General features: G+C 45.6%; 19 protein-coding genes. 4 read left to right on the forward strand and 15 right to left on the reverse strand.

Annotation, left to right across the window (positions count from 1 at the left end):
- Positions 1–76: 76 nt before the first annotated feature.
- The 9 genes from MHI51_RS06405 to MHI51_RS06445 all read right to left on the reverse strand — a co-directional run bounded on the left by MHI51_RS06405 (position 77) and on the right by MHI51_RS06445 (position 8,743).
- Complete coding sequence (locus MHI51_RS06405) at positions 77–1,657, reverse strand: oleate hydratase (protein WP_342410525.1); 1,581 nt, start codon at positions 1,655–1,657, stop codon at positions 77–79.
- Positions 1,658–1,814: 157 nt separating this feature from the next.
- The gene (locus tag MHI51_RS06410) at positions 1,815–2,384 is read right to left on the reverse strand and encodes a TetR/AcrR family transcriptional regulator (protein ID WP_036681438.1); all 570 of its coding nucleotides are present in this window, start codon (positions 2,382–2,384) and stop codon (positions 1,815–1,817) included.
- Between the two features lie 20 nt (positions 2,385–2,404).
- Positions 2,405–2,800, reverse strand: coding sequence for a hypothetical protein (locus MHI51_RS06415; RefSeq protein WP_076219377.1), 396 nt, complete (start codon positions 2,798–2,800; stop codon positions 2,405–2,407).
- A gap of 47 nt (positions 2,801–2,847) precedes the next feature.
- Positions 2,848–3,369, reverse strand: coding sequence for a hypothetical protein (locus tag MHI51_RS06420; protein ID WP_076193016.1), 522 nt, complete (start codon positions 3,367–3,369; stop codon positions 2,848–2,850).
- 153 nt (positions 3,370–3,522) lie between these two features.
- Positions 3,523–4,503 carry an RluA family pseudouridine synthase gene (locus MHI51_RS06425; protein WP_076219378.1) on the reverse strand — a complete coding sequence of 327 codons (981 nt, stop codon included), beginning with the start codon at positions 4,501–4,503 and terminating at the stop codon, positions 3,523–3,525.
- Between the two features lie 101 nt (positions 4,504–4,604).
- On the reverse strand, positions 4,605–4,793 hold the full coding sequence (locus MHI51_RS06430) for a CLC_0170 family protein (protein ID WP_076219379.1): 189 nt from the start codon (positions 4,791–4,793) through the stop codon (positions 4,605–4,607).
- 24 nt (positions 4,794–4,817) lie between these two features.
- Complete coding sequence (locus tag MHI51_RS06435) at positions 4,818–6,041, reverse strand: Ger(x)C family spore germination protein (RefSeq protein ID WP_076128080.1); 1,224 nt, start codon at positions 6,039–6,041, stop codon at positions 4,818–4,820.
- On the reverse strand, positions 6,034–7,137 hold the full coding sequence (locus MHI51_RS06440) for an endospore germination permease (RefSeq protein ID WP_076219380.1): 1,104 nt from the start codon (positions 7,135–7,137) through the stop codon (positions 6,034–6,036). Before MHI51_RS06440 ends, MHI51_RS06435 begins: the two co-directional genes overlap by 8 nt.
- Positions 7,130–8,743, reverse strand: coding sequence for a spore germination protein (locus MHI51_RS06445; protein ID WP_179087516.1), 1,614 nt, complete (start codon positions 8,741–8,743; stop codon positions 7,130–7,132). The genes MHI51_RS06440 and MHI51_RS06445 overlap by 8 nt, the downstream gene beginning before the upstream one ends.
- 170 nt (positions 8,744–8,913) lie before the next feature.
- On the opposite strand from MHI51_RS06445, the gene recQ reads away from it, so the two are divergent.
- Complete coding sequence (gene recQ, locus MHI51_RS06450) at positions 8,914–10,749, forward strand: DNA helicase RecQ (protein ID WP_076219381.1); 1,836 nt, start codon at positions 8,914–8,916, stop codon at positions 10,747–10,749.
- 15 nt (positions 10,750–10,764) lie between these two features.
- Positions 10,765–12,654: a B12-binding domain-containing radical SAM protein gene (locus MHI51_RS06455; protein ID WP_076278041.1), complete on the forward strand. Its 1,890-nt coding sequence runs from the start codon at positions 10,765–10,767 to the stop codon at positions 12,652–12,654.
- 1,804 nt (positions 12,655–14,458) lie between these two features.
- Here MHI51_RS06455 and MHI51_RS06460 read toward each other — a convergent pair.
- From MHI51_RS06460 to MHI51_RS06475, 4 genes are read right to left on the reverse strand one after another with little or no spacing between them, the layout of a single operon-like run.
- Positions 14,459–15,409: an alpha/beta fold hydrolase gene (locus tag MHI51_RS06460; RefSeq protein ID WP_076219070.1), complete on the reverse strand. Its 951-nt coding sequence runs from the start codon at positions 15,407–15,409 to the stop codon at positions 14,459–14,461.
- Between the two features lie 27 nt (positions 15,410–15,436).
- Entirely contained in the window at positions 15,437–16,405 is a 969-nt protein-coding gene (locus tag MHI51_RS06465; RefSeq protein ID WP_076219069.1) for a type I phosphomannose isomerase catalytic subunit, read from the reverse strand.
- A 48-nt stretch (positions 16,406–16,453) separates the two neighbouring features.
- The gene (locus tag MHI51_RS06470; RefSeq protein WP_076219068.1) at positions 16,454–17,056 is read right to left on the reverse strand and encodes a class I SAM-dependent methyltransferase; all 603 of its coding nucleotides are present in this window, start codon (positions 17,054–17,056) and stop codon (positions 16,454–16,456) included.
- Positions 17,056–18,012 (reverse strand): TIGR01212 family radical SAM protein, encoded by a 957-nt coding sequence (locus tag MHI51_RS06475; protein WP_076107276.1) that lies wholly within the window; start codon positions 18,010–18,012, stop codon positions 17,056–17,058. Before MHI51_RS06475 ends, MHI51_RS06470 begins: the two co-directional genes overlap by 1 nt.
- 324 nt (positions 18,013–18,336) lie before the next feature.
- Between MHI51_RS06475 and MHI51_RS06480 the strand changes: the two genes are divergently transcribed.
- Entirely contained in the window at positions 18,337–18,516 is a 180-nt protein-coding gene (locus tag MHI51_RS06480; RefSeq protein WP_036679526.1) for a hypothetical protein, read from the forward strand.
- 196 nt (positions 18,517–18,712) lie between these two features.
- On the forward strand, positions 18,713–19,429 hold the full coding sequence (gene trmB / locus MHI51_RS06485) for a tRNA (guanosine(46)-N7)-methyltransferase TrmB (RefSeq protein WP_036679523.1): 717 nt from the start codon (positions 18,713–18,715) through the stop codon (positions 19,427–19,429).
- Positions 19,430–19,521: 92 nt separating this feature from the next.
- On the opposite strand, the gene MHI51_RS06490 is transcribed toward trmB, so the two are convergent.
- Both MHI51_RS06490 and MHI51_RS06495 read right to left on the reverse strand, forming a co-directional pair.
- Positions 19,522–20,637 carry an MGDG synthase family glycosyltransferase gene (locus tag MHI51_RS06490; RefSeq protein ID WP_076128064.1) on the reverse strand — a complete coding sequence of 372 codons (1,116 nt, stop codon included), beginning with the start codon at positions 20,635–20,637 and terminating at the stop codon, positions 19,522–19,524.
- A 51-nt stretch (positions 20,638–20,688) separates the two neighbouring features.
- On the reverse strand, positions 20,689–21,216 hold the full coding sequence (locus MHI51_RS06495) for a phosphatase PAP2 family protein (RefSeq protein ID WP_076128062.1): 528 nt from the start codon (positions 21,214–21,216) through the stop codon (positions 20,689–20,691).
- Positions 21,217–21,402: the final 186 nt, after the last annotated feature.

Here is a 21,402-nt window from a genome sequence, read left to right on the forward strand (position 1 = left end):
ACTGTTCTTTTGTTGCTTCCCACACTCAAAAACAAGCGCTCCCGATATCCGGAAGCGCTCGCCGCTGATTGTTGTTTTATCTGAAAGATGTAACAAAGCTTGAGAATAGTGTACGTACATCGTATTGATATTGGTTGATTGGCTCGATAGGCCGTTCGATACCAAGTAGAGTATATACCGCAATTCTCGCTGCTCTCACGGAGTATTCTTCAGTGAATACAACGTCATCTGGAATTTCACAGAATTGTCCAATAAAGGCCAGGTTCGTGGAACCCTCAGGGACAACTTTTGGTCTGTCACTATTGAGTCTAGGCATGAACTGTGAAGTGATATAAGGCATCATGCAAGGAATACAGTTGGCGGTAGCCATGATCTCGTCCTTATATTCTTCAAAGTGAAGATGACCGATCAATTCTTGCATGATTTCTTCGCCGGTACAATCACACATTCTCTTTTTCACGAAATCCCCAACTTTGTCTGGATACAGTCCGTAACCCCAGAACACTTTAACATGCTCAGGTTGATTGCGGAAATGCGGTTGGTAGGCCAGTACAACGGACATAAACCAGCTCGAATCCTTGAATGTGACCAAAGCGCCTGTGCCGGCACGGTTACGTGTGAAATTTTCCATCAGATCGAAGAATTTGGAGTCATGGAAAGTTACAGTAAAGGACTCCCATTTCGAACCGTCTACATGATCATCGAACGAAGAAGGATTGCCAAGACTTGGTTTCTTGGAAGCGATGTTTTCCCATAATTTCCACGAGCTTCCCTTGCCGTTAAGGCGTGGAGCAGAAGTCATAGAACCAAGGCTGGAGCCTTCGGTCATAGAACCGTTTGTGATAATCACGAGATCATCTTCTTTTACATCAATCACATCTTTGACACCTTCGCGCACTACATTCATTTGGGTTACGGTAATTCCGTCACCTTTTTTGAACTGCAGATCAGTCACTGTACATTTCAGTGTGAAATCGACACCAAATGGTTCAAGATATTTGTGCAAAGGCAGAATGATGGAATCATATTGGTTATAAGGAGTGCGGGTTACACCTTCCAGTGTTTGAATTCTTGGGAATTCATGGAAGAAACGGAGCATATATCTTTTAAACTCTACAGCGCTGTGCCAAGGTTGAAATGCAAAAGTAGTAGCCCACATATACCAGAAGTTTGTTGTGAAAAAGTGAGGGGCGAACCAGTCGTTGATACGCGCTTTCCCCATTTTATCTTCTGGTGTAATAATCAGCTTGCCCATAGCGAGACGATCAGCCATATCAAAACCCATGGACAATACATCTTCTACTTTGCCGTCTTTATTTACTAGTCTGGCGTTTGAGTGTGTTGGATTAGCGGTATCAAAAGCAATAATTTCATCCCGCACAGACAACCCCGGACGGTCGACAGAAGGAATCGTTGTTAATAGTTCCCAGAGATTTTCATAAGCTTCATCGTTGAGCATACGGCCGCCGCGGACAACGTAACCATGTTCAGCGTCACCTGCGCCGTCATTGCTACCACCAAGAATCTTCATCTCTTCAATAATGTGAATGTTTTGTCCCGGAAAATCACAGTCTCTGACCAGGTAAGCAGCGCCCGCTAGGGATGCAATTCCGCCACCGACAAAATAAACCTGTCTATTACCGTACTCTTTTTTCACAATGGTCGCCTCCAAGTAGTTGTTTAAATAATCACACTCTTAATGTAAACCAACTCCTATTTTGAAGGTATAATCAAACTCTTTAGAGTGTCTGGATTTTTGTCATTATGGGTGATCTGTCTAGTTTTTAGACAAAAAAAACCGCTGCAACCAAAGGTTACAACGGATGGTTCTCATATTTGTGTAAAGCTTTCAGAAAATTTCCTTCAATTAGATCACTTAGCTTCTCAATCATATGGTGCGGTTGTTCCTTCATGCCTTCTCTCATCCACTGGATGATTAGGCCTGTGAAGGCGAGCGTATAGAAATTGGCTATAAAATGCTTGTCTTCTTCGCAAACCTCCATCCCGGAGGACAGCTCGTTTATAACCCCCATGATGAGATCGTTTGTCACCTCGTACAGATATGCATCCAGGTGATTTCTGCCTAGTGAATTTAGCGTGTTACAGCAAAAGGATTTATTCCGCTCAATATAGCAGAAGATTCTATAAAAACCGTCCGTCCAAGTGCTGTAGCTGCGATACTGGGCGAGGCTTTCGACAGCCTCAGTCTTATAGATCCAACCTAGCAAATCAAATATATCCTGAAAATGATAATAAAAGGTTTGTCTGTTTAGTCCGCAATGGTCCACTAGTTGTTTAACAGTAATTTTATTGAGCGGTGTATGCTCCATTAGTTCTTTTAAAGAATGGGACAATGCATTTTTGGTTAGAAAAGAATTGGACAACAGCGTTTCACCTCTTCCATTCAAGACTTCGATGCTCGCGTATACAGCAGACGAATACCTTCCGCTAATAAACCCAGTGCAAATCCGGCACATGAAAATAAGGAAAATGCGAGGAAGCCTGCGAGATCCTCCCAACCGGACATCTCTTTGTAGGTGTAGCCCAGCATAAATGCCGCGCCTATGATTATTCCCGCCGTACTAAATACCCAGAGCAGACGTGCTCCGAGCCAGCCTAAAGTGTTGACGATGCCTGCCACTACTACGGAAAAAAGAGCAAAGCGCAGTAAGAGTGTGGTATCCATTTCTTGGGCCAGCATCACAAATCGGTGCAGAGGGAAGAGAAGCCATAGCAGAATGGCATAAACGGTCATCCAGAGAAACCAACTTTTACTTTTGGCAGCAGGCAGGAATTTCATTTCATGCACACCTCTTTTCCCATAGTTCGAACGTTAAAAAGTAGGAATTATACCGTGAAGGATTCCAGTTCTTCCGCACTTTGCAGCAGGTGGCTTAGCAGGTTTGGAATGTCCTCCATTTGTTCTTCTGTAAGTTGTCTTTTGAATTGCAGCTCGATGCAGTTATTGTAAGTTTCACTTTCCTGGCCATATATGAAGCTTAAAGATTGCACAGGCTGGAAATCAGGTCCCCAGATCGCTTTTAGAATACTGTCTATCGCCTGACATTCACTAGGAATATCTTCGACTTCCATATAAAAACGAAGTGAAAGATTACAGCCGGGATCCGTATTAGGAACCTCCATGATTTCATCGCTGAGATCTTTCGTGGTCGAAGTGAGCAGGATTTCGGCGGTTACTTTCCTGCCTGCAGTTAATTGGAAGGAGAGACTGAACTCTCTGGACATCAGCGCCATATTCAGAAGGTCGGAGCGATCCGTAACCACCAGTATTCCGTCTAAATTATCGTAGTCATAAATCTGGTTCTCAAAGGCGATCTTAATATTATCGAAAACAGTAGGGTGGAACAATAAGGGCACCTTCTTTGTTTATTTATATTGTAACATGATGTGATAGGAAGTTAAAAAAAGACGCCCAGGACCAAATGGACCGGGCATCTTGTGTAGAAGTTACAGCTTCCCATAAGGGGGAAGGCTCGTCAGTCGTGGGTATACGTTCAATTCTTAGTTTGTAGGCGCAGGCGCAGTATATTTCAGGAACGTCTTCGGAATCGGGCTCTCAAAGGTCATCAGTTCTCCAGTGGTTGGATGAATAAAAGAGAGCACTCGAGCATGTAGACCAAGTCTTCCTACCGTTTTGGTCTCTGCCCCATATTTCTTGTCACCTGCGATAGGGTGGCCGATATCTGCCATATGCACCCGAATCTGATTTTTTCGTCCGGTTTCGAGCTTAACCTCTAGCAAGGAAAAATGGCGGTTAGCCTGAATAAGCTTATAATGTGTAATTGCATGTAGTCCATCGCCTTCATGAGGACTGGAATACATTTTAAGGGTTGAGGTTTCTTTGAGCCAAGAGCTTATCTTGCCTTCAGGTCTTTTAACCGCGCCTTCGACGAGCGCTACGTAAGAACGTTCCTTCACAGTATCTTTCCACGTAGTTTGTAATGCCTGCTGAATCCGTTCGCTTTTGGCAAACATCATTACGCCTGAAGTATCTCTGTCCAAACGGTGTACGACAAAAATCCGATTTTTTGGATTGCTAACACGGACATGCTCCATAAGCTGGCGGTAAGCCGTCAATTCATTTTCTTCCGCAGTGGCGATAGATAGCAGTCCAGCATCCTTTTGAACAATAATCAGGTCATCATCCTCATGAACGATTTTAAGTCCGATCATCTCTGCTGTTTGTACAGGCTTCTCTTGATCAATAGTAACGTTTTGACCCGGATGCAGTTGGAAATTATGCTGTGTAACTACCTTATCATTCACCGACACTTGTCCACGCGATAGGATGGATTTAATCGCATTTCGTCCGCGACCCGTGACGTGGGTGAGTAAGAAGGGCAACAGTTCAGAAGGTTCGTTTACAGTAAAAGACTTGGGTGCTGCGGTTGTTTTAGTTTTATGGTTAAGCTTGCCAGTAGGCTTGCTGTGAGAACGAGTACCTCTTTTGGCTGTTTCTTTAGGATTTCTTCTTGAGTTCATGGATGCATTCTCCGTCCTTTAATATTGTACTCCTCAATATACCATGGGCTGTGAAGAAATACTATGGAGAGGGCAGGCTTGCTGGTTTGGTTTGTAAATGCTCATAGATAGAACAGCTGGGCTAATCCAAGAAGCAGGAATAAACCGAGATATACCCAGCCTAATATGCGGGCATATTTCTTTTCCCGGTGCATGGCATTGACTGCATATATTTTAGTATCCACAGTAAGCAACAGAACACTGGAGATCAGCAGCGCAACAATTACGTAGGTTAGCTGGTGATAGAGCATAGTAGAGCCTCCCATAAACGTCATTTAATTTTGTTTAAGACCTACTCTGTCGATGTGAGTTTTCAACTTAACTTCAATACTGAGATTGGAATACTGCTGCTCCCAGTCATGTTTGTCACGAATATTGGCTTTCCAGTAGGAGGGAGCATATGCACGAATATATTCACCCATGCCAAAGACATCGGAATGCGCTTGTTGAGTTTCTTTGATAAGGTGGTTGAAAATACCGATCACTCTCTTTTGAAAAATATCTTCAATCTTTTCTAAAGAACGGCTGGAATCGATAGGGATATCACTACGTAAATGCTCATCTAGAGCCGCCTCTAAAGTGAGGTTATAGGTGATGTGAGGTTTGCCCTCTTTGAAATGAACCTTCACCCTCGTGAACCGGTCGTTGACCTTGAGCATCACCGGACCGAATTCATCAGCATAAAAAAGATCGGAGTATCCCCCGGGATTAATGCCCTTCATGGACATATATGCGCCAATCTCAATCGGAATCGTCGATCCGACCATCACTCCACCACTAAAGTAAGCTAGGCCTTTAATCATGATATTGTCTTCCTGATGTAATGAGACGTAAGGCAGATAACCACTTTCGCCCCATTTGGATTCTGCTGACCAGAATACACCTATATAATCAGCGGGGAATTTTCCTGATGTTACTGCTTTTTCCATGGTGGAGAGGATGTAAAGGGTCGGCACTCGCTGCAGCGGAGGATTAATATTCATAAATTTAGCAGCCTCCCCTTCGGATACTAGCAGCCAGGTCCGGCGACGAACTTCTGGATTTCGCCGCAAATAATCATTTAAGTCATTCATGCTTTTTTTTGCGATGTCCTCACTAATAATAATCACTCGTAAATGAATTAGATAACGTGGATCAGAAATTTGCTGCTGTAAATTGTTCATGGCGTCATCTAAGGTGTACCCGTACACTTCTACGACCCATACTGGATTTTGATTCACGCCTCCGCCTTCACCCCCGCTGCCTGGTCCGAGTGGAACTCTTCCCGGAACCGCAATTTGGGCGGTCACACGGATTTTGGGAAGGTTAATATTTGCGCTTTTAAGATGAGTGGTTTGATCATCATTTATTTTGCTGTCTGGAGGGACGGAATCAATGGATAACCCTAGTACCAATGCACGGTCTTCTATTTCAAGCTGGTCCCAGCACCCTGAGAGTAAGCCAGACATGAGTGAGAGAATAAATATAAGAACTACACGCTTGTAAATTTTTTTATTCATGAGAAATGGCTCCTTTATTTCGGATTAGAGAGACTAACCATAATAAAAGAGGATAGAAGGTCAAAAAAATCAAACCGATTATCGCTGTAATGCTAGCAAATGAATAGACCTGAAATATATTTCTCGGCAAAAGTGAAAAAGTGATGATAAGTGGAAGTAAGAAGCTGGATATTAGGCGGTGATCCTTGTGCCGCAGCACTTGTTGCAGAGAGTATGCAGCTAAGTAGTAGTTCGTAAAGATGGAAGTGAATATAGAAACCACCCAAATTATTATAAAAAGAGCATCAAACCGTTCTAAAAGTCCTGCGCCGATGGATATGGAGCGAGCTGCTTCTAAGGTTGGATAGGAAAGTAATTTGGTTTCTTGAGCTCCAAACATGCCTAAAGTGACCCAAACGATCATTACATAAATGAATCCAATGATACAAAGCGCAACAGTGCCTGCTTTAAGGATCTGTTGAGGTTTTTTCATTAAAGGAACCAGCAGGATGATGACAAATGTGCCCTGATAAAGGCCAGCGGACGTAATCGTTCCTTTGGAAAAGCTTGAAAAGGTGGTGTGATTTCCGGTGAGGGGTAGCAAGTTTAGAACGTCAACATTTTTCATAGCTACCAAGGCAATTGCTATAACAGATAATAGAATAAAAGGTAAATAGAAAACATGAACATAAGTGAATTTCACAATATTTCTTCGGATTGATAAGGCAACCAGTAGGAGCATTAAGAGAATTACTGCTTCGACGGGTGTCTTTTTAAAGACAACTGCAACACATACTTCTCCGAATTGGCGCATGGTGATCCCGGCAGAGAAAGCAAAAAACAAAGAAATGAAAATGGAGAAAATATCCGCGAGCCCAGTTCCGAGAAGGCGGCGGCTGAATACGAACAACGTTTCGTTCGGGAATTTTCGGCAGACAGCTGCTGTAAACCAGCAACCCAAAAAAGCAACAGGTACACCAGAAGCAGTCACGAGCGGTGCACCACTGTCTCCGGCTTCAGCCATATAACGAGGAATACTTAAGATTCCTATTCCTATAATCGTACTGACGATTACAGCCATGACTTGGATCGTTGTTATGGGGCGGTTACTATTCATCAGCTTCACTTTTCTCCTTAAAAATCAGATCGGTATGCATTTTCGGAATATCCTTAGCAAGAAGATCAGGATCAGGTGTATTAAGAAAGCTTGGGCGGCTTCGCATCCACCATAAAGGTACCCGAACGATACTATCCTTAAGGTCCTTCCATATCGTAGGGACAAAGGGGGTCATGTAGGGAACGCCAAAAGATTCCAGGAATAACAAATGGTTGATAATAACAATAGTGCCCAGCATTACTCCGTACAGGCCAAAGCAGCCTGCCAATATGATCAATGGAAATCTAAGCATTCTTGAAGAGATTGCGGCATTGTAAGCGGGTGTGGCAAAAGACCCTATGGTCGTTATAGCCACAACAACTACGGTAGTTGGACTCGCCAGACCTGCTGCTACGGCTGCCTGACCAATGACAAGCACACCTACAATAGAAAGAGCCCCGCCAATCATTTGCGGTAGGCGAATGGTTGCTTCGCGCAGCACCTCCATGAAGACTTCCATAATCAGAACTTCCAATACGGCTGGAAAGGGTACGCCAGCTCTTGCACCTGTTATTGCTACGGCGAACTCTGTCGGCAGTAGCTCAGGATTGAAAGAGATAATGGATACATATAAGGCAGGGAAGAAAAGGGAAAATAATAATGCGATCAGGCGGATCATTCTTAGGAGGCTTCCTACGATAAAACGTTCCGTATAGTCATCCATCGTCTGAAAGAATTGGTTGAAAAGTGCCGGGACGATGAGGCAGAAAGGTGAGCCATCTACAAGGATGATGACTCGTCCTTCTAATAAAGAGGCTATAGATTTATCCGGACGTTCGGTTGGCTGAACCTGTGGAAACGGGGAAAGGGGATGATCCTCTATAAATTGCTCGATATACCCCGCATCAAGGATGCCGTCTACATTTATTGCTGATAATCTCTTCATCACCTTTTGAACTAGCCCTGGATCGGCTATTCCTTCGATATAACAAACAGCTGCTTTTGAGCGCGTCCGTACGCCAAGAGGGGCAGTTACTACACGAAAATCCGGCGTTTGTAGTCGATAGCGAAGCAAAGAGATATTGGATTCTAAATTCTCTATAAACCCATCACGTGAACCGCGTATAACTTGTTCAGTTTGAGGTTGCTCAATGCTACGATGCTCAATTTTACGCAGATTGAAGTAAAGTGCCTGATCCATTCCATCTATGATTAGAACTACATTTCCATCCAACAAGACGGAGACTAGAGTATTTAGGTCCTTAGTGCGGTTACCTTGTGTGACTTGTACCGTCATACTCCAGATGTAATCAGGTAAATCCTTTAGATCTTTTGGAATTTCTGAGTGGTCGGAGGAAACATTCATTAATGGCTTTAAAACATAGTTCTGAATTTGATTCTGGTCCACCACAGAAGAAAAAAAGATAATAGCCGCATCATATCTACCGTATACCTTGAAGTTACGGACAATAAGGTCGCTGTCTTCTCCAAAGACTTGTCGAATGAAGCTTATATTGCTCTTCAGGCTGGAATCCAATGGCTTTACCGGACGATTGTCCTGGGCAGAGGACTCGTTACGTGCAGGCTTTTGTTTAAAGGAGGTATATTTTTGTTTCCAATTTTGCACGGTCGCTCCACCTTTCTATGAAATCACGCTTATTAAAGCTTGGCTTAAAAGAAGACCTTTTATGTAAATATTTCAAAAGAAGAACAGGGTGATGATAGTTAAGAAGTGTTGCTCATTACACCATTGACCGCTAAACTAAAGATAGAAACGCCTAAGGAGTTATGAGAGATATGAAGATGCAAGCACCTACTATTGAACAGGCGCAGGCTGAGCTGCAAAAATATTACGGTTATCCAGACTTTCGGGATGGCCAGAAAAAGATTGTTCAGAACTTGCTGGAAGGACGCGACACACTGGGAATCCTCCCTACGGGTGGCGGGAAATCGATCTGTTATCAGGTTCCTGCACTGCTCCTGCCAGGGCTGACACTGGTGATATCACCACTGATCTCGCTGATGAAAGACCAGGTGGATGCGTTAACTACTGCGGGTATTCCGGCAGCCTTTATTAATAGGACGTTAAGCGGAAAAGAAGTGAATGAGCGGATTCGGGCTGCCCGGCGGGGCGATTTGAAGCTGCTCTATGTTGCGCCCGAAAGACTTGAGCTGGACTGGTTCCGTCTGGAAATGGCTGAGCTGTCTATTTCCTGCGTGGCTGTTGATGAAGCGCACTGTGTATCCCAGTGGGGACATGATTTTCGGACAAGTTATCTGTCGGTATCTCCATTTGTAGATGAGCTGCCTAAACGTCCGATCCTGGCAGCATTTACCGCCACGGCGACGCCGGAGGTTATGGAGGATATGGTCCGGCTGCTGCGCTTGCGCGAGCCGGGTATTTTCATGACGGGGCTAGGAAGAGATAATCTGGCAATGTCCGTGCTGCGGGGAGAGAACAAGCGGGAGTTCGTTATGGATTATGCGGCTACGCATTCTCACCAGCCGGGGATTGTATATGCGGCAACCCGCAAAGAAGTAGATGATCTGTATCAGAGGCTGCAAGCTTCTGGCATAGCGGCAGGTCGCTATCATGCGGGTATGAACGACCAGGAGCGGGCAGATAGCCAGGAAGGGTTCCTCTATGACGATATCCGGGTCATGGTGGCTACGAATGCCTTTGGGATGGGGATTGATAAATCCAATGTCCGGTACGTAATTCACTACAATATGCCCAAAAATATGGAAGCTTATGTTCAGGAAGCAGGTCGTGCTGGACGTGACGGGGAGCCGAGTGAATGTATTTTGCTGTTTAGTGCGCAGGATATTATGACGCAAAAGTTCCTGATCGAGCAGAATCCACAGGATACTGACCGTAAAGCTAACGAATATCGCAAGCTTCAGCAAATGATTGATTATTGCTATACTACTCGCTGCTTGCGCAGTGCCCAGCTGGATTATTTCGGGGAAGAGCATGGGGACAAGCCATGTGGTATCTGCAGCTCATGTACGGATGAACGAGAGCTAGTGGATATGACCGTCGATGCGCAAAAGATCTTCTCCTGCATCCACCGCATGCGGGAGCGTTATGGTGTAGCGTTGGTGGCATCTGTGCTGAAAGGCTCGCGCAATCAAAAGGTGATGCAGTACGGCTTCGATAAGCTGCCCACACATGGGGCGATGTCGAGCCGGACGGAGAAGGAAATCTCAGAGAGTATCAATGTGCTCATCTCAGAAGGGTATCTTGCCTTGTCGGAAGGCCAGTACCCTGTAGTACGGCTTCAGCCTCTGGCTGCCGAGGTCCTGCGCGGACAGCGTGAGGTGATGCAGCGTGTGGCACGGCCTTCGCGGACAGGTACAACATCTGGTACGAGAGTTCGTAGCCGCGGGCATGACCTGTCGCCATCAGCCGTCAATGAGACTGTCTTTGAGCAGCTGCGTCTTATCCGGCGTGAATTGGCAGGACGCGAGCATGTGCCGTCGTACATTATTTTTAATGATGCCACGCTGCGTGAGATGAGTGTGGTTTGCCCGCAGACCGAAGCGGAAATGCTGAGGGTAAAGGGTGTTGGGGAAGTGAAATACCGGAAGTACGGTAAGGCATTCTTAGAGTTTTTTCAAAATGAAATGTAGAAAAGGTCGTGTAGCATGAAAATCGTCCTGACCACGTTAAACGCCAAATATATTCATACCTCACTCGCAATCCGCTTGCTAAAAGCGTACAGTGAGCATGAATTTAAGGATATTCATTTGGCAGAGTACACCATCAAAGATCCCGTGATGAATATTGTGTCCGACTTGTTTCAGAAACGGCCAGATGTGATTGGTTTCTCCTGTTATATCTGGAACATCGAAGAGACGCTGAAGCTGATTGGTATTCTTAAGCAAGTGATGCCTGAAGTTACGATTGTTCTCGGAGGACCGGAAGTTTCGTATGAGCCGCTTCATTGGATGAAAAGAGAAGCTGGCATTGATTTTATAGTTAATGGAGATGGGGAAGAGACGTTCCACCATTTGCTGCAGGAGCTAAGGGATGATCGTAAGTTTCACTTTGTGTATGGAGCCGCTTATCGCAAGGGAGAAGAGATCATTGTCAATCCACCACGTCCCAAAAGCGATCTGAATACGCTGCCTACGCCGCATCGTTTTCCTGAGGATATTCCAGATTTGAGTAAACGTATTGTTTATTTTGAGACAAGCCGCGGGTGCCCATTTAACTGCCAGTTCTGTTTATCCAGTATTGAGGTAGGCGTACGTTATTATGATATTGAACGAGTGAAATCTGATCTGCTCTATTTAATACAGAATGGCGCCAAAATCATTAAATTTCTGGATCGTACCTTTAATATCAACCGCAATTATGCGATGGAAATGTTTCAATTCCTGATCGATAATCATCAAGGCTGCGTGTTTCAGTTCGAAATTACCGCAGATATCATGCGGCCGGAAGTTCTGGATTTCCTATCTAAGAATGCGCCTCCGGGTATTTTTAGATTTGAGATTGGGGTGCAATCTACCAACGATGAGACGAATGAGCTTGTTAAACGCCGCCAGAATTTCAAAAAGCTGTCCCGTACCGTAATGAAGATTAAGGCAAGCGGCAATATCGATCAGCATCTGGATTTGATTGCTGGATTACCTATGGAGGATTACAGCACCTTCCGTAAAACGTTTAATGATGTATTCGTTATGGAGCCGGAAGAGCTACAGCTAGGATTCCTCAAAATGCTGCGGGGAACGGGGCTGCGGGCGCAGGCGTCTAAATATGAGTACACGTATATGGAACACGCACCTTATGAAATCCTTAGCAGTCATATGATGCCTTTCTCAGACATTATCCGTTTGAAGCGGCTTGAGGATGTGCTGGAGAAATACTGGAACAGCCACCGGATGGACCATACGGCCAAGTACTTGATCCGTCATGTATTTGATTCGCCATTCGATTTCTTTCAGGAGTTCGGTGACTACTGGGAGGAGAGAGGCTGGCAAAAGATTGGCCATCAGCTGGAAGATCTCTTCACCCGCTTGCAGTCCTTCCTGATAGATCGCGGGACGCCGTCTATGGATGTTATAACTGGCTTGATGAAGCTGGATTATTTTCTTGGACACAAGTACAAGCCGCGCAAAATCTGGTGGGATTTCGTGCTGGATAAGTCGGATTGGTCGAGCTATTTAAAAGATATCGCGGCTAATCCGGGTCAAATTTCTGCCCAGTTAGTAGAAGCAGGACTTAACGAAAGAGAACTGCAAAAGTATACTGTGCTGGAAGTATTGCCATTCTCGCTGGAAGCGGTGCTGGATTCCATCAGCGGCATGCGTGCCGATGAAGGCTTGGAGGATAGTGAAGCTGATATGGCTAATCTGGAGGCGTTGCCTTCGGCAGACTCGCCATTCCATTTAAAAGAGACTGCGCAAGCAGCAAGCTCGGCTGTAGCTGTAGCGGAGCCCGCTTCCATTAGAGAAGGGCGCACGCTACTAATCGTAATGTATCAGCAGAACGAGAGCCAACGCGCTCAGTACTACACACTGCCTTTGTAATAGGCGGGTGGAAGGATAGACCGTTCCTTTATGGGACGGTCTATTTTTTTGTCTTGTGCGATAGCGTCAACGGAGTCCGGAAGTGGCTGGGAAGGGGATGAGGTGGAGCTTAGTGACGATTGAGTCCACATGTTGTGGAGGAGAGGGATGGTGACAACTGGGTCCGAAAGCGGAGGAGGAAGGTGATGATGTGTAATTAGTGACAGCTGAGTCCGAAAGCAGCGAGTAACCCGGCGAAGGCGGACTCAGCGGACCTTATACTCGGAATTATCCTGTTTTTTAGATCCTAACGGACCGCATAGTCGCTATTGGCATGAAAAACACCCAATACGAACCTGTTTCACATGAATAGCTGCACTGGAGTCCGATATCTAGCTCGAATGTCTGAAAATCAGCAAATAGCGTCATCTGAGTCCGAAAGCGGCGGGGGAAGGTGATGATGTGGATCTAGTGACGATTGAGTCTGCAAGTGGTGGAGGAAGGTGATCAGATGGAGGCTGAGTCCGAAAGTAGCAGGGAGAGTAATGATGTGTAGTTAGCGACAGCTGAGTCCGAAAGCGGTGAGTAACCCGGCGTAGGCGGACCCAGCGGACCTTATACGTGGAATTATCCTGTTTTTTGGATGCTAATGGACCGCATAGTCGCTATTGGCACGAAACACACCCAATATGATCCTGTTTCACATGAATAGCTGCACTGGAGTCCGAAACCTAGCTCGAATGTCTGGAAATTAGCAAATAGCGTCAACTGGGTCCGAAAGCGGCGGGGGAAGGTGATGATGTGGATCTAGTGACGATTGAGTCTGCAAGTGGTGGAGGAAGGTGATCAGATGGAGGCCGAGTCCGAAAGTAGCAGGGAGAGTAATGATGTGTAGTTAGCGACAGCTGAGTCCGAAAGCGGTGAGTAACCCGGCGTAGGCGGACCCAGCGACCTTATACGTGGAATTATCCTGTTTTTTGGATGCTAACGGACCGCATAGTCGCTATTGGCACGAAACACACCCAATATGATCCTGTTTCACATGAATAGCTGCACTGGAGTCCGAAACCTAGCTCGAATGTCTGGAAATTAGCAAATAGCGTCATCTGAGTCCGAAAGCGGCGGGGGAAGGTGATGATGTGGATCTAGTGACGATTGAGTCTGCAAGTGGTGGAGGAAGGTGATCAGATGGAGGCTGAGTCCGAAAGTAGCAGGGAGAGTAATGATGTGTAGTTAGCGACAGCTGAGTCCGAAAGCGGTGAGTAACCCGGCGTAGGCGGACCCAGCGGACCTTATACGTGGAATTATCCTGTTTTTTAGATCCTAACGGACCGCATAGTCGCTATTGGCATGAAAAACACCCAATATGAACCTGTTTTGCATGAATAGCTGCACTGGAGTCCGATATCTAGCTCGAATGTCTGAAAATTAGCAAATAGCGTCAACTGGGTCCGAAAGCACCCGGGGAAAGTGATGATGTGTAGTTAGTGTCAACTGGGTCCGAAAGCGGCGGGGGAAGGTGATGAGGTGTAGCTAGTGACTATTGAGTCCGGAAGTGGTGGAGGAAGATGATGAGCTGTAGTTAGTGTCAACCGAGTCCGAAGGTGAGGGGGAAGTTTATCTACTAAAGTTCAGATGCGCAGAGGAACTGGAGATTGTTAGATTGAGAAGTCTGCTGAGACAAGCTACCAAACCGCAAACCGCAAACCGCAAACCGCAAACCGCAAAGAAGCGACCCCCAAAATAATTGGAGCATCGCTTCTATGTTGCCACATTTATTGTCTAATTTGTCGTCTCATAAATTCACTAACAACCGCGTTTTTTCTTAACTTATCGTTGAAACCTCTGAAGGAAGGTGGCGCTCTAACCAGTTGAGCACATCGGCTGTGACTTGATCTCGATTCACTTCATTTAGCATTTCGTGTCTGCCTTCTGGATAGAGTCGGTACTCAACGTCTGACACTCCTCGTTTCTTATACAACTCCGCAAGACGGGGAATGCCTTGACCGTTCATACCGACAGGGTCCTTATCCCCACCAAATATATAAATGGGCTTACCTGTACACAATGTGCTAAGTGATTCCTCAGTATGGATCTCTCTTAGGAGGTGGAAGAAACCACGGAAAAAGCGTGTTGTACAAATAGCTCCGCAGAATGGATCGGAAATGTACTTATCTACTTCCGCAGTATCGCTGCTCAGCCAGTCAAATGTTGTTCTGACCGGGGAAAAGGCGCGGTTATAGCTGCCGAATACCAGACTGTTCAGCAGTACACTGCGATGATGCTCACCCTTTAGCTTAAGCTGCGCGCTAGCCAGAGATTCTCCAATACGCAGCATACTGCGTGGACCGTTTGTCCCGCTTAGGATAAACCCTGAATAGATTTCGTTGCCTTCTTCGCACATGAGTTTTTGACCCAGAAAGGAACCCATACTGTGTGCGAATAAAATGATGGGCTTTCCTTCATGCTTGGAGAGTGCTGCGGCACCTACCTGTAGAAGATTGCGCCGCATCCAATAAAATCCGTCCTCCCCAACATCACCAAGCAGGTTGACTTGACCAGCGGTTCTACCATGTCCCCGGTGATCATTGGCATATACTGCATAACCAACCCCGGTTAAAGCTTCCGCAAAACGAGCGTAGCGGGCAGCAGTTTCACACATCCCGTGTGAAATTTGCACGATTCCTCTAACTGGGACATCGGACTCAGGTAACCATTCATAGACATGGATGGTTACACCTATGGGATCCGTTAGAGTAAAGCTGTTTTCCTTCATGGTCCATTCCTCCTAAAGGTTCTCGACTTATGGTAAATAAGAGCGAAGCACAGTAGAATGACCCTCGATAGTATAACGGCCTAGGTTGGAAGGAATCAGATAACATTCCCCTGCGGCATAAGGCTGGGAGCCGCCTTCCCAAGTCAGATGTCCGCTGCCTTCGCAGATAACCAGAATAGTGAAGCTGTCTTCTGAAGTGGTGAGATCCCATGAACCATTTACGATCCCTTTTTCGACAATAAAATAAGGTGAAGCGGCAAGCTGCAGCCACTCTCCAGGCACTGCATGATCGGTCTTCATCGAAGTAGCGCCGGCGCCTTCATAAGCTGTAACATTCAGAGAATCCTCGATATGAAGCTCGCGTGGTTTTCCATCTAGTCCTGGACGGTCGTAGTCATAAATACGGTATGTAGTGTCGGAATTCTGTTGAATTTCCGCTACAACGACACCAGCACATAGAGCATGTACCGTTCCGGCAGGGATGTAGAAGGAATCGCCAGCGGAGACAGATACCTCTTGAAGGCTATCCATAACCGTGCCTTTTTCCAGTGCTTCGCGTAATGTTTCACGGTCTACGCCTTCTTTAAGGCCGTAGATGATTTTTGCATCTGGCTTAGCGTCTAATACGTACCACATCTCTGTTTTACCCAGTTCACCTTTAGGCAATCCTACATAATCATCCGTGGGATGGACTTGAACGGAAAGGTTGTCGTTGCAATCCAACAATTTGATCAAGAGTGGAAATCTTCCACCAGCTTCTGATATTCCCTTGCTTCCGAACCACTCGTGACCAAATTGCTCACGAATTTGATCCAGACCTTGTCCAGCTAATTCTCCATTAACCACCGAAGACGTTCCATTCGCATGATCGGCAATCATCCAGCCTTCACCAATATGGCCTTCTGGTAGATTCAGGCCGAATTTCGCCAGCGCGCGGCCACCCCAGACACGTTCTTTAAACTCCGGTTGAAATTTTAAAGGATATGGTTGTGTCATTCGTAATCTTCCTTCCCAATTACAAGATTGTTTGATTGTTTACAAAGCTTAAGAGGGGGAACCTTTTTTCTTCTCGAGGGCAATTACATAAGGTGCGTCCGTGCGCTGCAACTGGCGGTATACAATGCTCTGCGCTACCTTAGGGGAAACAGTCGCAGCCCAAGCTTCAACAGCGGCGGCTTCGAGATCTCCGCCTGCATGGCCAGGATACAGTACAGCCGTAATAATTCCCCCCGGACGCAGCAGCTGGAGTGAAGCTTCCAGGGCTGCAATAGAGCTATCCGGCTCAGTAATGATATTCTTGTCGGCATCGCCTGAAGGCAGATAGCCAAGATTGAACATTACAGCACCAACGGTGCCTGGCCAGTTAGCCGGGACGGCTTCTGCCATTTCGGCATGGCTGCGTTCCAGTAAGGTAACGGCAGAGAGTGAGGAAGTGTCCTCCCGCGCAAGCCGGAGACGTTCTTCTGCCAGCTTCAGCGCCGCAGCTTGAATGTCAAAGCCGTAAACTTCGCCACGAGCTCCGGTTGTTTTGGCTAGAAAAAGCGTGTCAGCACCAGTACCTACAGTTGCATCAATCGCACGGTCACCTAAAGTTAGCCGCTCAGAGATTAATTTATGAGCAAAGCTTAGAACGGACATAAAGCCCATTAGCCCTTCCTCCAATACTTACCCTGCCAAGTATCACGAGCAACAAGCTCATCGTCAATGGCATTTAGCACTTCCCATTTCTTGAGACTCCACATCGGTCCAACTAAGAGATCCCGTGGGGCATCTCCAGTCAAGCGATGAACAATCATCTCAGGGGGCAGAATTTCAAGTGAATCAGCAATCAGCTTCACATACTCGTCCTGTTCCATGAATCGGAGCAATCCTGCTTCATACTGCTTCACCATTGGTGTTTTGCGCATGAGATGCAGAAGGTGAATCTTAATTCCCTGCACATCCATGCGAGCTACAGCAGATACCGTTTCAAGCATCATTTCGTGCGTCTCCTGTGGGAGACCGTGAATGATATGGGTACAGATTCGAATATTGTGACGGCGCAGCTTCTCCACAGCCTCCACATAACACTGCGTATCATGCGCCCGGTTAATAAGCTCAGAAGTGGAGTCATGTATAGTCTGAAGACCCATCTCTACCCAAAGATACGTACGCTTGTTCAGCTCTGCTAAATATTCGACCACATCATCCGGCAGACAGTCAGGGCGGGTAGCAATAGACAATCCAACGACACCAGGCTGCTGCAAAATAACTTCGAAATATTCTCTCAGCTCTTCGACCGGAGCGTACGTATTAGTATAGGCTTGGAAGTAACCGATATATTTAGCATTTGGCCATTTCAGATGCTGTCTGTCACGGACGTTATTGAATTGTGTGACTAGGTCATCTCGGCGGCTTCCGGCAAAATCACCAGAACCTCTGGCACTGCAAAATGTGCAGCCTCCCTTAGCAATGGAGCCGTCACGATTGGGACAGGTAAAGCCTGCATCAAGCATAACTTTGAATACCTTGGTGTTCATGTGTTCACGCATTTCGTAATTCCAAGTATGAAAACGTTTATCTCCCCAAAGTTGCGGAGGAGAAGTGTATTGAAGATTAGACACGAGAAGCCCCTTTCTGAAAATATAATTATGGATAAGATTCCTTATCCTTATATTTTTCTGAGACAGATGGCGTCCTTATCCCAGAGAACGCACAGCCGTTTCTTATAATCCAATACATTGTATCAAAAAACCGAGCTCGGCGTAACATTGACTCCTCATAACGGCATGAAAAATAGGCAGGAAATAAGGCGCTTTCAGCTTGAAAATGCTTACATAGTATGTTATATTCAGAGTGTGAAAAGCTGCTGTGGCATAAAGAAATTCATCCAAGAGTTCATAATTTCGTGTCGTCCGATCCATAATAATAACCGTGAGGTGATAGCAATGAATTCTCAAACGGTATATGCTGAGGGTAAAGATTCGATTGAAGTCCACTTAACACCAGATGAAGCCCTTGCACTAACGGGCGTGGAATTTAACGGCAACCCTAAGATCAAGACAGATGCGCAGCGCAAAATTCGTAGCGCATTCGAAAAAAAGACATTTGCCACAAACACAAAGTAAATCCTGATTTGCCAGACAAGAACGAAATCTATTCCAATATACAACAACGAAGGAATTCCTCTGAACAGCTCATTTAAGAGCTGAACCAGAGAATTCCTTTTTCTTTTTTTACCGCAATCCCTTTACTTTTCGGGACAATTTCGGCACAATATTGCAAGTGACAGTTATCGTATAAGAGATAATCGGAGGAATACCTATGCGTTTACGCGGAAGAAAAGGAATACGTGAAAGTTTGGAAGAACAGACGGATTTAGTCATTCTAGATCCTCGGAGTTATAAAGGTGAGTGGTCCAAGCTGTTCGGTAACGATCATCCGATCCATGTGGAGTTCGGAATGGGCAAAGGACAGTTTATCAGCCAAATGAGCTTTAAATATCCTGATATTAACTTTATCGGAGTGGATATGTATGATGAGCTGATCCGCCGTGCTGGAGATAAGGCTAGAGCAGTATGGGAGCCGGCAGGACATGAAACACCGCCTAACCTGAAATTGGCACTTGCAAATATCGATTATGCTGAGGAAGTATTTGCTCCGGGAGAGCTTGAACGGATTTATCTTAATTTCAGCGATCCGTGGCCTAAAAGCAAGCATGCCCGGCGTCGTTTGACACACCCGCGTTTTCTTGACAAATATCGCGGTTTGCTTAGCGATCTAGGTGAAATTCATCTAAAAACAGATTCCCGCAGTCTTTTTGAGTTCTCATTAAATGCCTTTGCGGACTTTGGTTTGCAGATGAAAAATATTTCTTTGGACCTACATGCAGATGGCATCATCAACGAGGATCATATCATGACAGAATATGAGACGAAATTTGTCGGACGTGGCGTGAATATCCATCGTTGCGAGGCAATTGTAGGTGCAGAAGCACTCAAACAGTATCAGGCTACCCGATTGGATAAATATCGGCTGTAGTTACAAAGCACTGCTTCAAATGGCATGCTTCAATAATAAAGCGGCAACTCTCCAAGTAAAGTAGTTTGGAGGCTGCCGCTTTTTTAAATTAACTATTCCAATAATTCGATGATACTCTGAGCACATTGTAAAGGATGGTAGCGCGCAATTTCTTCAAGATGAAGTTTGCGCTTGTTTTGCACATCCTCATAGTTGTTTAAGAGGCGCTCCATCCACATTTCGACAACCTCTAAAGATTCGATGGGTTCTCCGAAGCCGGCTGCAGTAAAGTAGCGGCAATTCTCCTCCTCCTGCCCGGGAAGAGGGTGATGGAAGAGCATCGGAATACCTTTTGCAAGCCCTTCACTGCAGGTCATTCCTCCCGGTTTTGTAACCAGCAGATCGGACACCTCCATCAGCTTGTGGATTTCACGCGTAAAGCCGAGTAAGGAGATATTAGGATGATTATAATGCGGGTCTTCTTTCATTTCCTTTAGCAGCTGTTCGTTATTGCCGAGACAGAAAACAATCTGAATCTTGTCACGCCATTCCGCCAGACAAGCATTTACGACTTGGTCGTTCATGATTCCCCAGCCTCCGCCCATGACAAGAACGGTTGGCATCTCCCGCAGATTGAATTGCTCTCGAATCTCCTGCTTTCCGGGATGCTTCCAAAAATTAGGGTGTATCGGTATACCTGTTACCTGAATTTTCGTGGCAGGAATATTTCGGCTGCGCAATTTGGATTTAACCTCAGGTGTTGAAACCAGGTAAAGGTCTACCTCTGGGCTAATCCAGGTTGCATGCGCATCATAATCCGTTATGACGGTGACGAGCGGCACATTTAGGGTAGGATCCAATCTCTTTAGGCGGGACACTACAGCACCTGGAATAAAATGTGTGCAGACAATTACGTCGGGTTTCAGTTGCCTCACAATATTTTTGGCATGCGTATAAAATATACGATGCAAGGCAAGCGTGGTAAGACGATTGAATGATTTCTGGTGACGGTAGACATAACCCATCAATTTTGGCTGTGTCGTTACCGTCTTTCGGTAAGCAGACAGAATAATAGGTGCCATCTTGGGGTTTAAAAAATTCCCAAGTTCTAGCACCTTCGTTTGTAAATTAGGCGATAATTGGCGCAGACTGCTCGACAACGCATAAGCTGCTTGTGTATGTCCGGCGCCAAAACCTTCCGAGAGTATTAAGATTCTTTTTTTACGCAATGTTGATTCACCTATTCTCAAGGGTTTTCCCGGTTATTAACAATAAATGCTTTACATCCATAAGGCTATAGTACCAGCTGCTACGCAGGAACCGATCACTGCGCCAGCTATAACATCTGATGGATAATGCAATCCAAGATAAATACGAGAAAATCCGACAATACAAGCTAGCGGCAGCAGAATAACGGTCAAAGCAGGAAACGCCAGCATATAAGGGACCGTAGAAGCAAAGATAGCTGTAGTATGACCAGATGGAAAAGAATGATCCTTTAATGGATTACGAAAAGTATTGGTTTCCGGTAACGCCAGATAAGGACGCATACGCGGGTACAGTTTTTTGGCGATAGCTACGGGTATATGGCTGACAGCTAGTGCTGTTAAGGCTTGTAAACCTGTAGTTCTCCAAGGCTCAGGAGCTAATACCCATACCAGTATATTGATAACAATCGTGCTTGTAGCTCCACCCAAATGAGTAAGGTAAAAGAGCCAAAAGTTCAAAAAACGATTATGCATTCGTCCGTTGATCCACTTAAAAAGATGCCGCTCCCAGAGATGTAGTTTCATGAATAAATGTCTCATATCTAATTCCCTCCGCTAGTCCGGCTACCGTTAACAGATGTTAATGCAGTAATCCGTTCTATAGCTTAGATCTGTCTTAATCATACTTTTTAAAGGTAGTTCATTTCAAGGAAAAGCTCAGGTTTACACGAAATTTGCCAGTTTTGACTTAGAGCACTATTACGCTTTACAATGATTCAAGCAGAC

This window comes from Paenibacillus sp. FSL H8-0260 (assembly GCF_045040625.1).
GTDB classification, from domain to species: Bacteria; Bacillota; Bacilli; order Paenibacillales; family Paenibacillaceae; genus Paenibacillus_AQ; species Paenibacillus_AQ odorifer.

Coding starts and splice junctions, on each gene's coding strand:
- MHI51_RS06415 (WP_076219377.1), bottom strand. CDS start 2,800: ATGAAATTCCTGCCTGCTGCCAAAAGTAAAAGTTGGTTTCTCTGGATG.
- MHI51_RS06425 (WP_076219378.1), bottom strand. CDS start 4,503: ATGAACTCAAGAAGAAATCCTAAAGAAACAGCCAAAAGAGGTACTCGT.
- MHI51_RS06430 (WP_076219379.1), bottom strand. CDS start 4,793: ATGCTCTATCACCAGCTAACCTACGTAATTGTTGCGCTGCTGATCTCC.
- MHI51_RS06435 (WP_076128080.1), bottom strand. CDS start 6,041: ATGAATAAAAAAATTTACAAGCGTGTAGTTCTTATATTTATTCTCTCA.
- MHI51_RS06440 (WP_076219380.1), bottom strand. CDS start 7,137: ATGAATAGTAACCGCCCCATAACAACGATCCAAGTCATGGCTGTAATC.
- recQ (WP_076219381.1), top strand. CDS start 8,914: ATGAAGATGCAAGCACCTACTATTGAACAGGCGCAGGCTGAGCTGCAA.
- MHI51_RS06455 (WP_076278041.1), top strand. CDS start 10,765: ATGAAAATCGTCCTGACCACGTTAAACGCCAAATATATTCATACCTCA.
- MHI51_RS06460 (WP_076219070.1), bottom strand. CDS start 15,409: ATGAAGGAAAACAGCTTTACTCTAACGGATCCCATAGGTGTAACCATC.
- MHI51_RS06465 (WP_076219069.1), bottom strand. CDS start 16,405: ATGACACAACCATATCCTTTAAAATTTCAACCGGAGTTTAAAGAACGT.
- MHI51_RS06470 (WP_076219068.1), bottom strand. CDS start 17,056: ATGGGCTTTATGTCCGTTCTAAGCTTTGCTCATAAATTAATCTCTGAG.
- MHI51_RS06480 (WP_036679526.1), top strand. CDS start 18,337: ATGAATTCTCAAACGGTATATGCTGAGGGTAAAGATTCGATTGAAGTC.
- trmB (WP_036679523.1), top strand. CDS start 18,713: ATGCGTTTACGCGGAAGAAAAGGAATACGTGAAAGTTTGGAAGAACAG.
- MHI51_RS06495 (WP_076128062.1), bottom strand. CDS start 21,216: ATGAGACATTTATTCATGAAACTACATCTCTGGGAGCGGCATCTTTTT.